Genomic DNA, 16,604 nt, shown 5'->3' on the forward strand with positions numbered 1-16,604 from the left:
GGCCAGTGGCCAATGCCACTGGCCGAAAGGGTGTTGCCGTGCCTGACCTTCAGCGGGTGCTTCCGAAGTATCTGCAGATCGCGAACCATCTCCGAGATCAGATCCTGCGCGGCGATCTTCGGCCTGGCGCGGAGGTCCCGTCCGAGCGAACCCTTGCTGTCGACTGGAAGGTCAGCCGACCAACGGCAACGAAGGCCCTGGAGGCGCTGCGCGTGCAGGGCCTGATCGAGTCCCGGCAGGGCTCCGGCAGCTACGTCGTGGATCAGATGGGCGTTCATCGGCGGGCTCGCGAGCGGTATGGCCGAGGGCGCGAGACTGGTGCGATCTACCCGCCGAACGAGTGGGCCCGCATCGTCGCGGCCGAGATCGTGGCGGCGCCAGAGCATGTGGAAGCAGCGCTGGGCGGCGACGTGCCGCGGGTGATCCGGCGCCACCGGATCACCCATGGCGACGACGGACCCGTGGAGGTCTCCACGTCCTGGATCTCTGCCGCCCTGGCCGACGTGGCCCCTCGTCTGCTCCAGACCGAGCGGATCCGCGAAGGCACACTGGCCTACCTCGCGAGCGTCACCGGCCTGCGAGCCCGCCTGGCCCGGGATCGGGTCACCGCCCGGCTGGCCACCGACACCGAGGCAGCCGACCTGGAACTGGGCCCCGGGCCGCACGCGGTTCTGGTGGTACGCCATGTCGTCTGCACCGAGGCGAACCAGCCTCTGGAGTTCGTCGAGGCTGTCTACCCGCCTGAGAGCTGGACGTTTGAGCAGGAATACCCCGTGACGAGCTAGGGACCCCGTCGCGAGCGCCGGGTTCTTGCTAAACCAGGTGGCATATGCCACTCTGAGGCAAGTGGCATATGCCACTGTCGGCATCAGTCCTTGATCCGGAGTCCGAAGGTGGCGTCGTCGGCCGAGAGCATGCCGGGGATCCGCTCACAGGCATGATCCGGAGCCGGGGCGCCGAGCGGCTTCCGCCGCCGCGACCAGCTACGTCACGGGGCTGGACGCCAGCAACCAAAGCCCGAATACCAACGCGCAGACCTTCCAGGAAGCGCCCGAGACCGCGTTACCCGCGGACATCAGGAAAGGGCACCGTCTTGAGCACCAGCACGAGCACCCGGGCTGAGGATCTTCGTAACGCCCTCGTCGACAAGATTGTCGCGGGGCATGTGCGGCAAGGGCTGACGATGCGCGCCGAGGTGGAGCGGGCGCTGAGGAAGGTGCCGCGTGAGTTGTTCACGCCGGGCGTGCCGCTCGAGGAGGCATACCGGGACGGCGCCGTCATCACCAAACGCAGCGCCGACGGCGTGAATCTGAGTTCGGTATCCGCGCCCTATCTGATTGCGGAGATGCTGGGCCAGGCGAAAGGCCGGCACGTCCTTGAGATCGGCAGCGGGGGGTACAACGCCGCCTTGCTGCGGGAGATCGCCGGGCCAGGCGGGTCGGTGCTGACGGTCGATATCGACCAGGAGGTCACCGACCGGGCCCGCGCCTGCCTGGACACGGCGGGCTATTCCGATGTTGAGGTCGTGTGCGCGGACGCCGAGTTCGAGATCGAGCCTGGCCGCGGGTTCGATCTCATCGAGGTCACGGTCGGTGCGTGGGATATCCCGCCGGCCTGGATCAGCCAGCTCGCCGAAGGCGGCACCCTGGTCGTCCCGCTCCGCACCTTGGGCATGACCCGGTCGTGGGCACTGCGGCGCGCCGGGAATCACCTTGTGAGCACCAGCAACCTGCTGTGCGGATTCGTCCCCATGCAGGGCGAGGGCGCCAGCAAGGGCCGCAGTGTCCCCCTCGGCGACGGCGTCACGCTGTGGCTCAACGAGCATCAGCAGGACATCGACGGCGACCCGGTCGCCGCCGTGTTCTCCCAGGAACGGCATGAGGCACGGTCGGGGGTGACGGTCCCCAGCGGCCGGCTCTCCGCTGATCTTGACCTGTGGCTGGCGACCCACCTGCCCAATTTCGGCCTGATGATTACCGAACTGGCGGCGATCGACAACGGCCTCGTCGTCCCGTCGTGGCGCTTCGGAACCCCGGCGTTCGTCGACGGTGCGACCCTGGCCTACCGGGGGAAGCTCCGCCAGGTCGACGACACCACGACCGAATTCGAGTACGTCGTCTACGCGCACGGACCCGATGCCGCCAGGCTCGCCGAGCAGATGGCCGACCAGATCCGCGCCTGGGACAGGGCCGGCCGGCCTACTTCGACGTTGTGTGTCTTCTCCATCGGCACTCCCGACGCCGATCTTCCTGACGGAATGGTGTTGGACAAGAAGCACACCCGTCTCGTGTTCACCTGGCCAACCGCCAAGTAGCGGCCCTCCCCGGGTGCCACTCCCTCTTTTGCGCAGAAGGGGGAATGGTTCCCGGGAATGGCTCCCGGGACCGACGGCAGAAAGGACGGCCCTCCATGGACCCCACGGAGTTCCAGCTCAACGTCCACCTCGTCGACGCCGGACCCGCCGGCGCGGTCGCGTCGGAGGACTGCACCTCCGACGAGTGCGGCTCGGGTGAGACCAGCAGCGACGCCTGCACGACCAACAGCTGACGCCAACAGGTGGCCCGGCCCCCGCGGGCCGGGCCACCCGCCCAACGGCCACAGGCAGAGGTAGCGGTGCACACATACCAAGCGGTGGACGCGGCGCTGATCAGGACCACGACCTTTCCCACCGGTCTGGAGTTACCACCGTGGCCGGACCTGAACAGCGACGACGTCGCGACCTGGCAGCTGTGGCTGCGGCAGGCATGGGCGTTGGACGGGTTCGCCGTCGCGGTGCGGGGCGCCTCGCGGGAGTTGGCCGCCCAGGTGGAGCGGCAGCTCGCCTCGCCTGCAGCAGCCGACCGGTCCTCGGTGCGGTCGGTGCGGCGGCTGGTGGAGACGCTGATGCGGTATTTGCTGCGCTGGACGAGCAGAGCAACCCCGTTTGGGCTGTTCGCCGGCATCGCTCCCGTCGAGTTCGACGCCCGGGCGCGCGCCGCCTGGGAAGGCGACCACCGGGTGGTGCACCGGCCGGACGGTCTGCTCGTGGCGGAGCAGGCCGGGCGGATCGAAGCGCGGCTGGACATGTTGCGGACGGTCCCGGTGGTGACCAACAGCCTCGGGTTTGCCCGCGGCAGGGTGTGGGTCGTGCCGGGCGTGAGCGCCGACGGCCAGCTCTGGGACGCCGAGGTGAACCTGACCCGCCCCGTGCGGCTGGCTGTGGACCTGGCCCGCCGGCCGATCGGGTTCGCCGACCTCGCCGCGAAGCTGGCCGTCGACGCACCGACGGTCGAGCGAGCGGTCATCGAACGGATGCTGGCCGGCCTGGTGGCCCACCGGGTCCTGGTGACACCGGTACGTCCCCCGATGACCGTGACCGACCCGGCGACGCACCTCGCCCGCTACACCCCCGGCCCGGAGCCGGAGCCGGCCGTACGGCCGGCGGCCGACGTTCGAGTGGGCTGTGCGGTGGCGCTGCCTGCGGCGGTGCTGCGCGAGGCCGAACGCGCCGCTTCGGTCCTCACCCTGGTCGCGCCGGAGATGCCCGGCTGGCGGCCCTATCACCAGGAGTTCCTCGACCGGTACGGACCGGGGGCGGCGGTGCCTGTCCGGGAACTGGTCGGCGGATCCGGGCTGGGCCTGCCCCCGGGATACCGGGCGTCGCACCGGCGCGCGCCGCGGCTGCTCACCGCCCGCGACGTCACGCTGGCGAAGATCGCACAGCACGCCGCCCTCGACGGCCGTGCCGAGGTGCTCCTGGGCGACGAGCTGATCGCCGCGCTGACGGTCGCGGATCGGCCGCCGGTTCCGCACACCGAACTCCGTTTCAGCCTCGCGGCCGAGTCGCTGGGCGATCTTGATCGTGGCGCGTTCACGCTGACCGTGATCAGCGGTGCCCGGCATGCCGGTGTGACCGTCGGCCGGTTCCTCCACCTGCTCGACCCCGCCGAACAGGAGCGCTTCCGCCACGCCTACGCGACGCTGCCGACCGCCACCCCTGGGGCGATCCGGGCGCAGATCTCCGGGCCGCCGCTGGCCGAGAAGATGACCGCCGTCGCCAGGGTCCCCGAGATCCTCCCCGTGCTGCCCCTCGGCGAGTACCAGGACAACCACGGCCTCGATATCGACGACCTGGCCGTTACCGGGGACGCGCGGCGGCTCTGGCTGGTCTCGCTGTCGCGTGCCCGCCCGGTCGAGCCGATGCTGTTCAACGCGGTCGACCTGGCTGGCGGCCAGCAGCCGCTCGCCCGGTTCCTGACCGAGATCTGGACCGCCTTCGCGGCGCCCTGCTGCTCGTTCACCTGGGGACCCGTCGCCCGGGAACTGCCGTTCCTTCCCCGCGTCCGGCATGGCCGGTCGATCCTGCGTCCCGCCCGCTGGACCATCAGCGCCACGGATCTCCCCGGCCGCGCCGAGGCCCTTCGGGACTGGCGCAAGGCGTGGGAACGGCTGCGCGAGACCTACCGGATCCCCGCCGGGGTACTGCTTGGCGACGACGACGTCCGGATCCGCCTCGATCTCGAGGAGCCGGCCCATCTCGCGCTGCTGCGGGGTCAGCTCGACCGGCAGCCGGCCGTGGTTCTCACCGAAGCCGGCGGCCAGCCAGGCTGGTTCGAGGGCCGACCTCACGAGCTCGTCGTCACCCTTGGCAGGACGACCGACCCGCCGCCCCCGAGACATCCCCGCCCGGTCCAGCCCGCCACCACTGTCGAACACCGCCCGGGCCTGGCTCCCTGGCTGTACGTGAAGGTCTACGGCCGAGCCGACGAGATCCTCGCCCGGTTTGGCGACCTACTCGGCGACGACGCGCTCGGCCGGGACCGCTGGTGGTTCGTCCGCTACCACGAGCCCGAACCGCACCTACGGCTGCGCATCCCGCTCCAAGGCGCGGACCACTTCCCGCAACCGCGCCGGTGCGCCCACCGTCAGCAAGAACCGCTGCCGGGCCGGGCGGCCGACGCCTCGTCGTTCGGCGCAGGTCCAGCCCTGGCCGCGCCCGGCGCCGTCATCACGTTCGAGTACACCGTCCGCCAGCTCGCCCGCTGGGCAGACGCTCTGCGCGCCGAGGCGCTGCTCCGCGACTACACGATCCACACCTACCGGCCCGAGACCCGGTTCGGCGCTGGCCCGACCCTCAGCGCAGCCGAAGCGGTGTTCGCCGCCGACTCCCACACCGTCGTCCAGCGCCTCACCGGCAACCGGACCGTCGCCACCGCCGCCGGTCTGATCGGCATCGCCGACGGCTTCACCGGCAACGGACCCGGCTGGCTGATCGACCACGTCGAACACCGCGGCGGCCCGCCATCAGCGCACCCAGGGCGCCGGGTCAGCGCCGACCGCGAACAGGTAGCGACGCTGGTCGGGCAGTTCGAGAACAACAAGCTCCGGCAGGCTCTGGTCGACTACCGAGCGCGCGTCGAGCATGACGGCCTCGACCCCGACCGGGTCCTCGCCGACCTGCTGCACATCCACCACGCCCGAATGATCGGCATCGACCGGGCATCCGAGCGGCACTGCCTCCTTCTCGCCCGTGCCACCGCCCGCACCCTGCTCCTCCAAGGCACGACATGACCACGGCCCAGTCCCTCAGCAGTGGCGCCGTGGGCATCGCCCTCCTGCACCTCGAAACCGGCAACCAGGATGCGGCCCGCGCGGCGCTGCACGAGGCGGTCGCCGACGGCGTCAGCATCGCCGAGGGCGCCAGCCTCTACTACGGCGCCCCTGCCCTCGCGTTCGTCCTCGCCGCCACCGACCAGCCCGGCCTCGCCCGCGCGAAAGCCGCCACCGCGGCGGGAACCGCGACCGTGACACGCCGCCGCCTGCAGGCAGCCCACCGCCGCATCGACCAGCGCCGCCGACCGCCCTACGCCGAATACGACCTGATCCGCGGGCTGACCGGACTCGGCGTCGTCGCCCGCCGCCTCGACGATCCCGGCCTGCTCCGCGAGGTCCTCACCTACCTGGTGCGCCTCACCGAGCCGATCGACGGCCTGCCCGGCTGGTGGTGCCCCCACGGCCCCAACCGCACGAAGACCGGCCCGCCCGGTGGACACGGCAACCACGGGATCGCCCACGGCATCACCGGTCCCGCCGCGCTCCTCGCGCTCGCCCTGCTCGACGGCGTCCGGGTCGACGGACAGGAACAGGCGCTCACGACCATCTGCCAGTGGCTCGACGCGTGGAAGCGGCCAGCCGGCGCAGGATCATGGTGGCCGGAGGTTGTCACACGTGACGACCTGGATCGTGGCGAGCCCCGCCAACGCGGCCCGGCGCGGCCTTCGTGGTGCTACGGCACGCCTGGCATCGCCCGCGCCCAGCAGCTCGCCGCCCGCGCCCTCGGCGACACCCCCCGCCAGCACCTCGCCGAGACAGCGTTCGCCGCCTGCATACAAGACCCGGCCCAACGGGCCCGGCTCACCGAACCCGGCCTCTGCCACGGGACCGCCGGGCTTCTCACCACCGCACGCCGGATCGCCGCCGACGCGAGCAACCCCATCGCCCTCGCGCCGCTGCTGCACCTCCACCAGGACACCGCCGCGGCTGACGCATCCCCTGGGTTCCTCGACGGGGCGTCCGGCGCCGAGCTCGCCACGGCCGGCACCACGACCTCCTGGGACGCCTGCCTCCTGCTCTGCTGACCGGAAGGCCCGACATGCACGAGACACCCTGGAAACAGCTGAACATCACCTATCCCGGCCCGCAGCCCCGCGAGCGCGAAGACCAAGCCATCAACCACCTGGCACGCGTGCTGCCCGGCGCCGAGGCGGACGGACTCATCACCTCCTGGTTCTTCATCCGCAAGGGCGCCTGGCGCGTCCGCTACCTGACCGCGCAGGACACCGGCGGCCATCACGACACGAACACCGACCGACTCCACGCGCTGCTCACCGACGGAATCCGCTGGACAGCCGGCACCTACGAGCCAGAGATCCACGCCTTCGGCGGCCCCAGCAGCATGAACGCCGCCCATGAACTGTTCCACCACGACAGCACCCACCTACTGTCGTTCCTCGCCACCAACCCACCCGACCGGCGCGAACACTCCCTCGTGCTGTGCACGGCACTCATGCGGACCGCGGGCCTGGACCTCAACGAGCAAGGAGACGTCTGGGCGCGGATCGCCGAACAACGCTCACCCTTCGCCACCCCGCCCCCCGACCCGCAACTCTGGGCGTCCTTCACCAACGACGTCCACCGTCTCCTCGTCGGCGAAGCCCGCGCAGACCTCCTCGGCAGCTGGCTCAACGCGTTCGAAGAAACAGGCAGAACGCTCCGAAACCTCCGCGAATACGGCCAGCTCACACGCGGGATACGCGCGGTCATCGCACTGCACGTGATCTTCCACTGGAACCGGCTCGGCCTACCCACCCACGCCCAAGCCGCCCTCGCAGCCGCCGCCCGACACGCCATATTCGGTCCTGCGTAGTCACAGAAAACCAGCCAAGACGATCAGTTGACCTGCCCCGCGTCACAGCCCCGGGGGAATGTCAAGAGCGAGGCCCTGACACGGCCTGACGAGGCCAGCCGGCGGTCCGTCGAGGGCTCGCCCGCCGGGCCCGACTCGGGCACGAATCACATGGTCGCGACTCCTGATGGTCGGGACAACGACTGGGCCTGGGACGAGCCAGTCACTTTGTCCCTGGTGGCACGGACCCGAGTTCCGGGTCTTCACCGAGGCTGTGACAAACGTGCCTCAATCCCGAAGCCGGGACGTTGGCGGCTGATCCGGACACGGGCGCGGTCGGGGTGCGCGACGCGGCGACGGCGACCACGCCGCGCGACACCTACCCGAGGTCAGATGTACATGCCGCCGTTGACGCCGATGATCTGGCCGGTGATGTAGGCCGCGTCGTCGGAGACGAGGAATGAGACGGCGTTGGCGATGTCGGCGGGCGTGCCGGCCCGCCCAAGCGGCACCATCGTGCTGACTGCGGCGAGGAACTGCTCGGCGCCGCCGGCCTGGCCGGCCTCGTGGTGGGCCATCGGGGTGTCGACGATCGTCGGCGGGATCGTGTTGACGGTGACGTGGTGCGCGGCGAGTTCGCGGGCCAGTGCCTTGGTGAGGCCGATGACCCCGCCCTTGCTCGCGACGTAGTGCGCCATCGCCGGGGCGCCCGACTGGGCGCTCGACGACGAGATGGTGACGATCCGGCCGTAGCTCGCCTCGATCATGTCCGCGACCGCGGCCTGGATCGTGTGGAAGACGCCGGTGAGGTTCACCGCGATCATCCTGTCCCAGGTCTGCTGGTCGAGTTGCACGAACGGAACCATGTTCGAGATGCCGGCGTTCGCGACGACGATGTGGATCGGTCCGAACGTCGCGCGCACCGCGGCGTAGGCGGTCTCGATCGAGGCGCGGTCGGAGACGTCGACGGTGAGCGGCAGGACGGTGCCGCCGGCCGCGGTGAGCTCGGCGGCGAGCTTCTCGACCTTCTCCCCCTGCCAGTCGAGCATCGCGACCTTGTGGCCGTCCTGCGCCAGTCGCGTGACGATCCCAGAACCGATGCCCTCGGCGGCACCCGTGACCACTGCGATGCGACCCATATGTTGACCCCTACTGGACACGAAGTTTTGACAGCTGTAAAAATACGTCCATGGGTACGTCAGGGCAAGAGGTTCGGTCGCGGGGTTCCCGCGCGCACGAGACGCGTGACCGGATCGTCGACGCCACGATCCAGCTCCTCGCCAAAGAGGGGTATGGCAACATCACGACCCGGCGCATCGGAGAGATCGCCGGAGTGAAATACCAGCTCGTCCACTACTACTTCCAGTCGTTGGAAGATCTCTTCATCCAGGCGTTCCGGCGCGGGGCCGAGGAGAACCTTGCGCGCCTCGCGGAGATCGCGAAGGGCGAGGCCTCGCTGCATAGGTTCTGGAAGGTCAACTCGTCTGCCGGCGCCGGCAAACTCATGGTCGAGTTCGTGGCTCTGGCCCAGCGCCACCCCGCGCTGCGGCTCGAGATCGCGGCCTACGCGCGACGTTTCCGTGACGCGCAGCTCGAGTTCGCGCGAGCGGCCCTCGAGCGTGAGTCGATCGCCACCGACCAGGTACCGCCGATGGTCGTGCTCCTGCTCACGACCGGCTTGGCGCAGCTCGAGGCGCACGACCATCTCATCGGTATCGCCGATGGGCACGACGAAACCCGTACCTGGATCGAGAACTGGCTCGCCGCCAACACCATCCCAGTGAAGGAATGAGAGACGACGCATGACCGGCACCGACCTCTACTGGGACCCGTTCCGCCACGACATCTGGGTGGACCCGTACCCTCTCTACAAACGTCTGCGTGCCGAAGCTCCGGTCTACTACAACGAAGAGCACGACTTCTACGCCTTCGCGCGGTGGGAGGACGTGGACCGCGGCCTCCCTGACGTCGAGCACTTCAGCAACGCCCGCGGCAACATCTACGAGTTCATCAAGTCCGGCATCGAGATACCCCCGGGTACCATAGTCTTCGAAGACCCGCCGAGCCACGGCATCCACCGCCGCTTGGTCTCCCGCCTGTTCTCCCCGGGCGGCCTCAAGGCACTGGAGTCGAAGATCCGCGACTTCGTCGTCCGCCAACTCGACTTGGTGCAGGACAGCGACGGCTTCGATGTCATCGACATCCTCTCAGACAAGGTGCCGATGCGCGTCATCGGCATGCTCGTCGGCATCCCCGAGGCGATGCAGCAGTCGGTACGCGACCAGACCGTCGCCGGCCTCAAGACCGAAGAAGGCAGCAAATTGGAGCCTTCAAAGATCAGTACCGACTTGTTCGAGGGCTACATCGACTGGCGCATCGCCAATCCCTCCGACGACATCATGACCAAGCTCCTCAACGTGGAGTTCAAAGACCACGACGGAACCACCCGCAAACTCACCCGGGAGGAGATCCTCGTCTACTGCACCGTCATCGCCGGGGCGGGAAACGAGACCACCGGTCAGCTCATGGGGTGGATCGGCAAGATCTTTGGCGAGGAGAAGAACCACGCGCAGTACCAGGAGGTCGTCGCCGACCCATCGCTGGCGGGCAAGGCGGTAGAGGAGATCCTGCGCCTGGAGCCGGTCGGCCAGGCAGTCGGACGGTACGTAACCAAGGACGTGGAGTTCCACGGCCAGACCATCCCCGAAGGGAGCACCGCGCTCTTCATCGTCGGATCCGCCGGGCGTGACGAGTCCAAGTTCGAGAACCCCGACGACCTCGACATCCACCGCGACATCACGGCGCAGCGCAGCTTCGGCTACGGCCTGCACTACTGCCTCGGCGCGAACCTTGCCCGTATGGAGGGACGCATCGTCCTCGAGGAACTGGTGAAGCGCATCCCGAAGGGGTGGGACGTCGAGTTGAGCGACGCCAAGCTCGCGAGCACCTCGACGGTGCGCGGCTGGGAGAAGCTTCCGATCGTCCTGCGGAAGTAGTACCGCACCGTCACGACTGAAGGACGGCCAGTGATCGTCGCCGCTGGCGCTGTCGGACTCTGCAGCGCCAGCCTGCGACGACTTGGCAGGCCTTGATCAGCACCCTCGACGCCGCGGCGGCGGTGACACCGCGCGCCGCGGTGCAGGCGCTGCCCGATCTCGCCGCAGGGAAAAGCCGCGTGGGTAAGCAGGCAGAGGAAACAGCGCTGACGGCGTCCGTGTTCGACCAGATCCTCCGTGAGACTGGCATCCCAGACGGGGGCGAACCTCCTGCTCAGCTAAACCCCACGGAAACGAGCAGGCCGGCCACGGCCCACCGCACTGTCAGGCCCTCCCAGACCGTCACGTCCAACCGTTCGAGGTCCTGGTTGATCCGTGCCGCGACGTCGTCGATGTACGAACGGTGGAAGAAGTCGGTGGACAGCCGTCGCACGTACTCGTGCAGGACGCGACGCAGGTCGTTCGCCCATCGCGCCGCGCCCCACCGTTCCAGGTGTCTGCGACGTAGGCCGCTGTCAGGAAGGTGACTGAGATGACGGCTGCAGCCGTCTTAGGCCCTTGCCGGCCGGTGTCGAGGAATCGGTGCGGGTCCTGCTAGATGCGATTGATCATCACCCGGAACACGGCGGGTGCGCGGTTCTGCGCGACGGCGTCCATGAGAAGAAGCAGGTAGCCGGCAACTAGTAGTCGCTCGCCGCCCCCTGCGGGGTGAACAATGCGCGCAGCAGAATCCAGGTACGCGGGGAACCCGAGGCGCGCAGCGAGCCCGAATCTGCTCGCCCGGTCGGGATGCGTCGCGCGATTCAGGGTCTGGTTTCTGGTCCGACGGAATGCTCGAGAAGTATCGCGGACACCCGCTCGCGCAGCTCCGAGAGCTTACGGTTGCCGTTGGTGCCGTTTTCCCTCGGGGGCAGCGCGAACCCGGTGTACATGACACGGCGCTCCTCGACGATCGGCGGGGTCGATTCGTGGAGGGTGCAGCTCAGATGGACCGTCACGTCACCGGGCTCGGTCGGGACCGCGACGACAGGTAGGTAGGGCGCGGTTTTCGCGATCTCTACCGGTATCAGGACTCGGTGGGAGCCGGCGACGACACGGAGCTGGCCGTTCGCCTCGCCACTGGCGGTGACGGCAATCCCAACGACAGGGCTCGAGCAGTTGTAGGCGTGACGACCCAGGTGGCAGTCGCGGTGAAAGCTGACGTCCGAGGCGCCGACCGTCACTCCGACTGGTTTGACGAGCGCTTCCAGTCCGTTGTCGTCCGCCGAGGGCCCGACGAGCTCCTCGTCGCCCGCCAAGGCTTGACGCAGACTGTCCCACCGCGCGCCACGCAGAATGGCAACGCTCGTCGCGGAACGCCGGCTGAATTGCTGTAGCCGGACGCACTGGCGGGTTCCGTCCCTTAGAGTCGCCCACCAGGACCTACCATCGCCCTCGTAGCAGTATTCGAGCGCTCGGTCGATGTCGTTGGAGACCTTGGCCATGTCCGACGGATCGATCCAACCCCGCAAGTGGAGGAACCCGGCCTCACGTAAGAAGTGCGCGATGTCCGCGGGGTCGTCGCCCGGAGTGAAGAGCCGTCGGAGGTCAAGCGGCTCGCCCCGGCGATCGAGGAAATCGATCCCATCGTCGACGACCGGCCATCCTTCGAGCAGCGCGAGCCATAGCGAGTCCCAGATGGAGATGTCGCGCTCGCTGCCGCCGCGGTACCGCAGCTCGCGCGCGACGAGCATCGCGTTGAAGGACTGCTGGTTCTGCACCCAGTCAGAGAATTCCGCTTCGCTGAAGGTCACGACGACCGCGCCTTCGGCCCTGCCGGGGGAGACCGCCAGGGTCGCACCGTCAGGGGTGAACGACCAGCATTGGTCGCCTATCTCGACGGCGAGCGGCGGGGCGTCGAGCGAGGCGATTCCGTTCGCCACGAACTCACCATGGCGCGCGACCAGGTCCGGGAAATCGACCGCGAGAAACTCCTCCATACTCACCTGCCGAACGTCGGCATCGCGGCGGGTACGGCGATCCAAGGCGACGGGCATGGCGTTCCCTCTCCTCTGGTTCACGGGTAGCGCAGGCCGATCTGGACTCGCGTGGCGTGAAGGGCCCGCATGACGGACACGGACTCGTCCAGCGGCATGACCTCGCTTTCGAGGTGACCGTCCTTGAGCCGGTCGTGGACGTGCCACGCCTGGTGGTGCAGACCGCCGCCGGGCTGGTCACGGTTGTCATGCCCATCTGTTGCTGCTGGGTCACTGACGGCGGGCAGGCTCAGTTGTCGACTGCCAGAAGGCTCCCCCACGGTGAGTTCGTCGGGCAGTGCATGAACCTGGGTAGCTCGATGCTGTCTTTCGTGCCGGCGATGCGGTCGGTGCGCGCGAGACTTGCTCGCAGGTGCCATCGCGACAGCCGCCGCGCCTGTGCGGTATCCGTCAGGACGGCGATGTGCTCGTGGCCGGTCTCGCTGGTCTCGCCGAGCTGGCCGAACGCCGCCGCGGCCTGGTCATGACGACGGGCGCCAGGTGTCGCCCTTGTGGAAGAGACCCCGTGGCCGGCCGAGGGGCAGGTCAAGGTGGGTCCGAATGCCGGGCGGCGCGGTCACGACGTCGTGGATCAGGTTGACGACCGACATGCCAGTCCAGATCCGGCCCGGGTAGCCGGGGTCGCCGGTCACGCTGGGTTCCAGATGCTCGACGGTGATCCGCGTGGATGGCTCGCCAACGAAGTCGACGATGTAACGGTTCGTGCCGTCGCAGATGTCGGGCGTGAGGTCGTCGGCCATCTTCCAGTTCGACAGGAAGACGAGCGCGGGACGGCCGTCGACGATCGCCTCCCACCGCCGGCGCATCCCCGCTACCGTCCCGGCCCTGATCTCCCCTGCCGCGATGGTCAGGTCCCGGTCGCTCACGGCCATGGTCAGCTCGTGCGTGTACCGCTCGACCTGGAGGTCCAGCGCGGTCGCCAGCAGGGCCATGGATTCCTGGTAGGGCGCGTCGATCTCCCCCATGACCGCTTGGGCGTGCCCGAGGGCCTCGTCGGGCTCACGACCGAAGCCGAACAGACCGAAGATCATGGCAGCGCCGGGATGATCGCTGAAGTCACACACCTCGGTCACGACCAGCTGGTCGATCCGGCTCATCAGCCGAGAGCTGACGAGCGGGAAGATGTCGCCGACGAAGCCCGGGTGGATCCCGCCGCCATGCAGCGTAGTTCCCCCGGCCTCGCAAGCAGCCTGCAGTCGGATGGTCCGTTCGTCGTCCGGCGCCGGAAAGGTCAACCCCACCGCGGTCACGACGTTCTTCCCTGACCGCAGCAACGACTCCAGATCGTCGACGTCGACCGCTAGCGGCAGATAGTTCACACAGTCGGCCTCCAGCGCGAGAATCGCCGCCTTGTCCGTCGTGGCGGCGACGCCCAGTGGGCTGATCCCGGCGAGGACCCCGGCGTCGACACCATCCTTGTCCGCGGACGTAGTGTAGACACCTGCCAGCTCAAACATCGGGTTCGCGGCAAAGTGACGAATCGAGATCTGGCCGATCTTCCCGGTCGCCCACTGGATGACACGAACGGGACGGGACGAGGTGGCCATCGATCAAACTCCGATCATCGCGGACACGGCAGTTGAGCACGGGTGGACGCCGGGACATCGAGAGAAACCGCTGATTCGGTTGCCAGCCCATAGGGAATTTCCTCGACCACCGCGGCCAGGGTTCTGATCACTAGTTGGGGTCGCAAGCGGTACCGGCGCCTCGTTCCTCGCACTGGCGCCGTCGGAATGTGCGGCATCAATCCTTCGGCGGTGCCGACCATCTCATCGAGGTCGTGCCAGCACGTCGCTGCCCGAGATTAGCAGCGCGAGCTAGCACGAGCAAGTCCTGTCCGGGAATATGGAGTGGCTGCGGACCTGCAGGAGCGCTGGAAGACGGGTGACTCGTTCGCCTCAGACCATGCGGAGCGACTGTCCAACCTCGGCTCCGACGAGCTGGTGGAACAACCTTGCGGCGAGACGAGCTCGATACCACGGCGCCGCGAGATGCGCGCCTCGCTCCGGCTGGACGCCGAGGTGCGCAACACGATCATCGCAGAGGGCGACCGGCTAGTCACATCACGAAGGAGCCCACCACGTGGGTCTGGCAGACGTATCACGGGCGTGCCGGGATATGACATCGCCAGGTTCGATGCTCCGCACGCCGTCGACCATGGTGAGGACTCTGGCCACGGCCTTGTCGATGACCCGCTCGTCGAGGCGTCCACCGGCAACCTCGCCGGCCAGATAGGAGAAGTTCGTGTTTCCGGGGAGCTCTACGCCGAGGCCAGCGCTGATCGATTGGACTGCGGCCCGCCCATTCGAGATGGCGCTGTGGTAACTCGTGGTCAGCACGGTCACGGCGTCGTAGTCGCTCACCGCGATTCCCTCGAATCTGAGTCGGCCGCGTAACAGGTCGGTGCGCAGCATCCGGCGGTGCAGCGGTCGCGGTTCTTCCTGTCCGAGTCGGTGCGGGATCCCGAGAAGGTCAACGCCCGGCGGTTGGTCGCGACCACCGGCCCGGCCCGCCTTCCGGACAGGTTCACCTGGTACCTGGCGACCAGCCTGCCGCGCCTCGGTTCGACACATTCTGCTGGGACGCCGGGTTCTGCCGCCGCCGTCCCGCGGCAGGACTCCAGTACGCAGCCCGGCCAGCGAGAGAGGGACACCCACGTCTCCCGTCACCCGTGCGGACGTCGTGGCCGACGACGCTGCGCGCGGTCCGCGACTGGCTGCCCCCTGGGTGGGCTCCACCGCCGGTGGAAAGCCTGGTCCACCACGCGCAACCCGCTGACTCCAGGCCCTGATCACCGCGGTCGACCCAGGCCACGGCCTACACCTCCACCTTCCGCCCTGATCCAATAAGCCACCGCTGGCGCACTGAGTCCCTGTGAGTTCGCCGGCAGGGGTCGCTAGCACGAGCAAGTTGGCGATACGCTGCTGAGCGTGTCGAAGCCTGAGACGGTGGCCCCTGCGGCAGGACGGCGGGTTACGGCCGTCGACGTCGCGCGGGCGGCGGGGGTGTCGCGCGCCACGGTGGGTTTCGTCCTCAACAACACCCGTGGGCAGACGATCTCGGAGAGCACCCGTGCGCGTGTGCTGGAGACGGCGTTGCGCCTGGGGTACCGGCCGAACAGCGCGGCCAAGGCGCTTGTCAGTGGCCGCAGCAGGATCATCCTGCTCGTCCTGCCGGACTGGCCGTTGGAGTTCCTCCTCCGGAACTGGCTCGACGAGGCGTCCCGCGTGCTGGACGAGTCCGGCTATTCGCTGGTCACCTACGCCCGCCGCCCTAATGGGGCGACCCGCCCGCTGTGGGAGTCATTGAACCCGGACATCGTCTTCGGGCTCGTCCCGTTCAGCGACGACGACTTGGTCTCGATGCGTGGCTGCGGGATCCGGCGGATCTATCCCGACCCTGCCCGCTGGGACAACACCGAACTCAGGATGGCCGTCCGTACCGGCCCCGAACTGCAGGTGGCGCACCTGCGCGACCGCGGGTTCACGAAGCTGGTCTACGCCGCGCTTGAGGAACCGAGTCCATACTCTCTCGTCGAGGCACGGCACCGTGCCGCCTGTGACCACGCGGATTCGCTCGGACTGCCGCCCCCGGATCTTCGACTCATCGACTACCGTGATGGATCCGCCGAGCGCGTCGTACATGACTGGTACACCGCCGGGGTCACCGGCGTCGTGGCGTTCAACGACGACGTCGCCGCGACCGTGGTCAGTGCCGCACTGCGGGCGGGGATGCGGGTGCCCGCGGATCTCGGGGTGATCGGCCACGACGACAGCCTCATCTCGGCGACGTTCGCCCCTGCCTTGTCGACCATCAGGTTCGACACCGCCGCCCTCGGCCGCGGGTTTGCCCACTTCGCCCTCCACGAAGTCGAGGGCTATCCGCTGCAGCAATGGCAGGCGCCCGAGAACGCCGTCGAACTCGTACACCGCGAAACCACCTGACCGCTTACCCGCTCAACCTGAGGGACGAGCGGGTGTACTAAGAATCCACGCCAGCCGGTACCTCTTTAATCCATGTGGATGAGGAGGTTACCGAGGACCGGCGGCCTCGACCGAGCCGGCGACGATGGATAGTCGCGCCGCCCGCGGACCGCCGGGACACGATCGCTGTCGTCGAACATGTTCGGGTGCCCGGCCCACGCCTGTTCGACCGCGAGCCCGGTGACGGGTACTCCTTGCTCCGTGA

Annotated in this window: 15 protein-coding genes; 9 read left to right on the forward strand and 6 right to left on the reverse strand. The window is 68.5% G+C overall.

Features of this window, described 5'->3' with window-relative positions; genetic code table 11:
• Nucleotides 1-38: 38 nt before the first annotated feature.
• From I6A81_RS08675 to I6A81_RS08700, 6 genes are all read left to right on the forward strand, one after another.
• On the forward strand, nt 39-785 hold the full coding sequence (locus I6A81_RS08675) for a GntR family transcriptional regulator (protein WP_311446909.1): 747 nt from the start codon (nt 39-41) through the stop codon (nt 783-785).
• 308 nt (nt 786-1,093) lie between these two features.
• Entirely contained in the window at nt 1,094-2,314 is a 1,221-nt protein-coding gene (gene fxlM / locus I6A81_RS08680; RefSeq protein ID WP_238428032.1) for a methyltransferase, FxLD system, read from the forward strand.
• 95 nt (nt 2,315-2,409) lie between these two features.
• Entirely contained in the window at nt 2,410-2,547 is a 138-nt protein-coding gene (locus I6A81_RS08685) for an FxLD family lantipeptide (protein WP_202998858.1), read from the forward strand.
• A gap of 66 nt (nt 2,548-2,613) precedes the next feature.
• On the forward strand, nt 2,614-5,550 hold the full coding sequence (locus I6A81_RS08690; RefSeq protein ID WP_202998856.1) for a lantibiotic dehydratase: 2,937 nt from the start codon (nt 2,614-2,616) through the stop codon (nt 5,548-5,550).
• Nucleotides 5,547-6,617, forward strand: coding sequence for a lanthionine synthetase C family protein (locus I6A81_RS08695; protein WP_202998854.1), 1,071 nt, complete (start codon nt 5,547-5,549; stop codon nt 6,615-6,617). The genes I6A81_RS08690 and I6A81_RS08695 overlap by 4 nt, the downstream gene beginning before the upstream one ends.
• Before the next feature lie 14 nt (nt 6,618-6,631).
• The gene (locus tag I6A81_RS08700; RefSeq protein ID WP_202998852.1) at nt 6,632-7,405 is read left to right on the forward strand and encodes a thiopeptide-type bacteriocin biosynthesis protein; all 774 of its coding nucleotides are present in this window, start codon (nt 6,632-6,634) and stop codon (nt 7,403-7,405) included.
• A 368-nt stretch (nt 7,406-7,773) separates the two neighbouring features.
• On the opposite strand, the gene I6A81_RS08705 is transcribed toward I6A81_RS08700, so the two are convergent.
• The gene (locus I6A81_RS08705) at nt 7,774-8,523 is read right to left on the reverse strand and encodes an SDR family oxidoreductase (RefSeq protein ID WP_202998850.1); all 750 of its coding nucleotides are present in this window, start codon (nt 8,521-8,523) and stop codon (nt 7,774-7,776) included.
• A 50-nt stretch (nt 8,524-8,573) separates the two neighbouring features.
• Between I6A81_RS08705 and I6A81_RS08710 the strand changes: the two genes are divergently transcribed.
• Together I6A81_RS08710 and I6A81_RS08715 are read left to right on the forward strand one after the other, a co-directional pair.
• Nucleotides 8,574-9,176 carry a TetR/AcrR family transcriptional regulator gene (locus I6A81_RS08710; RefSeq protein ID WP_202998848.1) on the forward strand — a complete coding sequence of 201 codons (603 nt, stop codon included), beginning with the start codon at nt 8,574-8,576 and terminating at the stop codon, nt 9,174-9,176.
• A gap of 10 nt (nt 9,177-9,186) precedes the next feature.
• On the forward strand, nt 9,187-10,380 hold the full coding sequence (locus I6A81_RS08715) for a cytochrome P450 (RefSeq protein ID WP_202998846.1): 1,194 nt from the start codon (nt 9,187-9,189) through the stop codon (nt 10,378-10,380).
• Between the two features lie 274 nt (nt 10,381-10,654).
• Here the strand turns inward: I6A81_RS08715 and I6A81_RS08720 are convergent, their stop codons facing one another.
• The 5 genes from I6A81_RS08720 to I6A81_RS08740 all read right to left on the reverse strand — a co-directional run bounded on the left by I6A81_RS08720 (nt 10,655) and on the right by I6A81_RS08740 (nt 14,830).
• Nucleotides 10,655-10,813, reverse strand: a complete 159-nt coding sequence (locus I6A81_RS08720; protein ID WP_202998845.1) for a hypothetical protein — start codon at nt 10,811-10,813, stop codon at nt 10,655-10,657.
• Nucleotides 10,814-11,183: 370 nt separating this feature from the next.
• Nucleotides 11,184-12,416: a phytanoyl-CoA dioxygenase family protein gene (locus I6A81_RS08725; RefSeq protein ID WP_202998844.1), complete on the reverse strand. Its 1,233-nt coding sequence runs from the start codon at nt 12,414-12,416 to the stop codon at nt 11,184-11,186.
• Nucleotides 12,417-12,436: 20 nt separating this feature from the next.
• Nucleotides 12,437-12,676 carry a hypothetical protein gene (locus I6A81_RS08730; protein WP_202998843.1) on the reverse strand — a complete coding sequence of 80 codons (240 nt, stop codon included), beginning with the start codon at nt 12,674-12,676 and terminating at the stop codon, nt 12,437-12,439.
• Between the two features lie 201 nt (nt 12,677-12,877).
• The gene (locus I6A81_RS08735; protein ID WP_202998842.1) at nt 12,878-13,963 is read right to left on the reverse strand and encodes an NAD(P)H-dependent amine dehydrogenase family protein; all 1,086 of its coding nucleotides are present in this window, start codon (nt 13,961-13,963) and stop codon (nt 12,878-12,880) included.
• A 516-nt stretch (nt 13,964-14,479) separates the two neighbouring features.
• Nucleotides 14,480-14,830, reverse strand: coding sequence for a glycoside hydrolase family 3 N-terminal domain-containing protein (locus tag I6A81_RS08740; RefSeq protein ID WP_238428031.1), 351 nt, complete (start codon nt 14,828-14,830; stop codon nt 14,480-14,482).
• A 516-nt stretch (nt 14,831-15,346) separates the two neighbouring features.
• Between I6A81_RS08740 and I6A81_RS08745 the strand changes: the two genes are divergently transcribed.
• Complete coding sequence (locus I6A81_RS08745; RefSeq protein ID WP_407661274.1) at nt 15,347-16,360, forward strand: LacI family DNA-binding transcriptional regulator; 1,014 nt, start codon at nt 15,347-15,349, stop codon at nt 16,358-16,360.
• Nucleotides 16,361-16,604 lie beyond the last annotated feature (244 nt).

Source organism: Frankia nepalensis, from assembly GCF_016786325.1.
GTDB classification, from domain to species: domain Bacteria; phylum Actinomycetota; class Actinomycetes; order Frankiales; family Frankiaceae; genus Pseudofrankia; species Pseudofrankia nepalensis.

Coding starts and splice junctions, on each gene's coding strand:
- I6A81_RS08735 (WP_202998842.1), bottom strand. CDS start 13,963: ATGGCCACCTCGTCCCGTCCCGTTCGTGTCATCCAGTGGGCGACCGGG.
- I6A81_RS08695 (WP_202998854.1), top strand. CDS start 5,547: ATGACCACGGCCCAGTCCCTCAGCAGTGGCGCCGTGGGCATCGCCCTC.
- I6A81_RS08740 (WP_238428031.1), bottom strand. CDS start 14,830: ATGCTGCGCACCGACCTGTTACGCGGCCGACTCAGATTCGAGGGAATC.
- I6A81_RS08715 (WP_202998846.1), top strand. CDS start 9,187: ATGACCGGCACCGACCTCTACTGGGACCCGTTCCGCCACGACATCTGG.
- I6A81_RS08685 (WP_202998858.1), top strand. CDS start 2,410: ATGGACCCCACGGAGTTCCAGCTCAACGTCCACCTCGTCGACGCCGGA.
- I6A81_RS08710 (WP_202998848.1), top strand. CDS start 8,574: ATGGGTACGTCAGGGCAAGAGGTTCGGTCGCGGGGTTCCCGCGCGCAC.
- I6A81_RS08725 (WP_202998844.1), bottom strand. CDS start 12,416: ATGCCCGTCGCCTTGGATCGCCGTACCCGCCGCGATGCCGACGTTCGG.
- I6A81_RS08705 (WP_202998850.1), bottom strand. CDS start 8,523: ATGGGTCGCATCGCAGTGGTCACGGGTGCCGCCGAGGGCATCGGTTCT.
- I6A81_RS08700 (WP_202998852.1), top strand. CDS start 6,632: ATGCACGAGACACCCTGGAAACAGCTGAACATCACCTATCCCGGCCCG.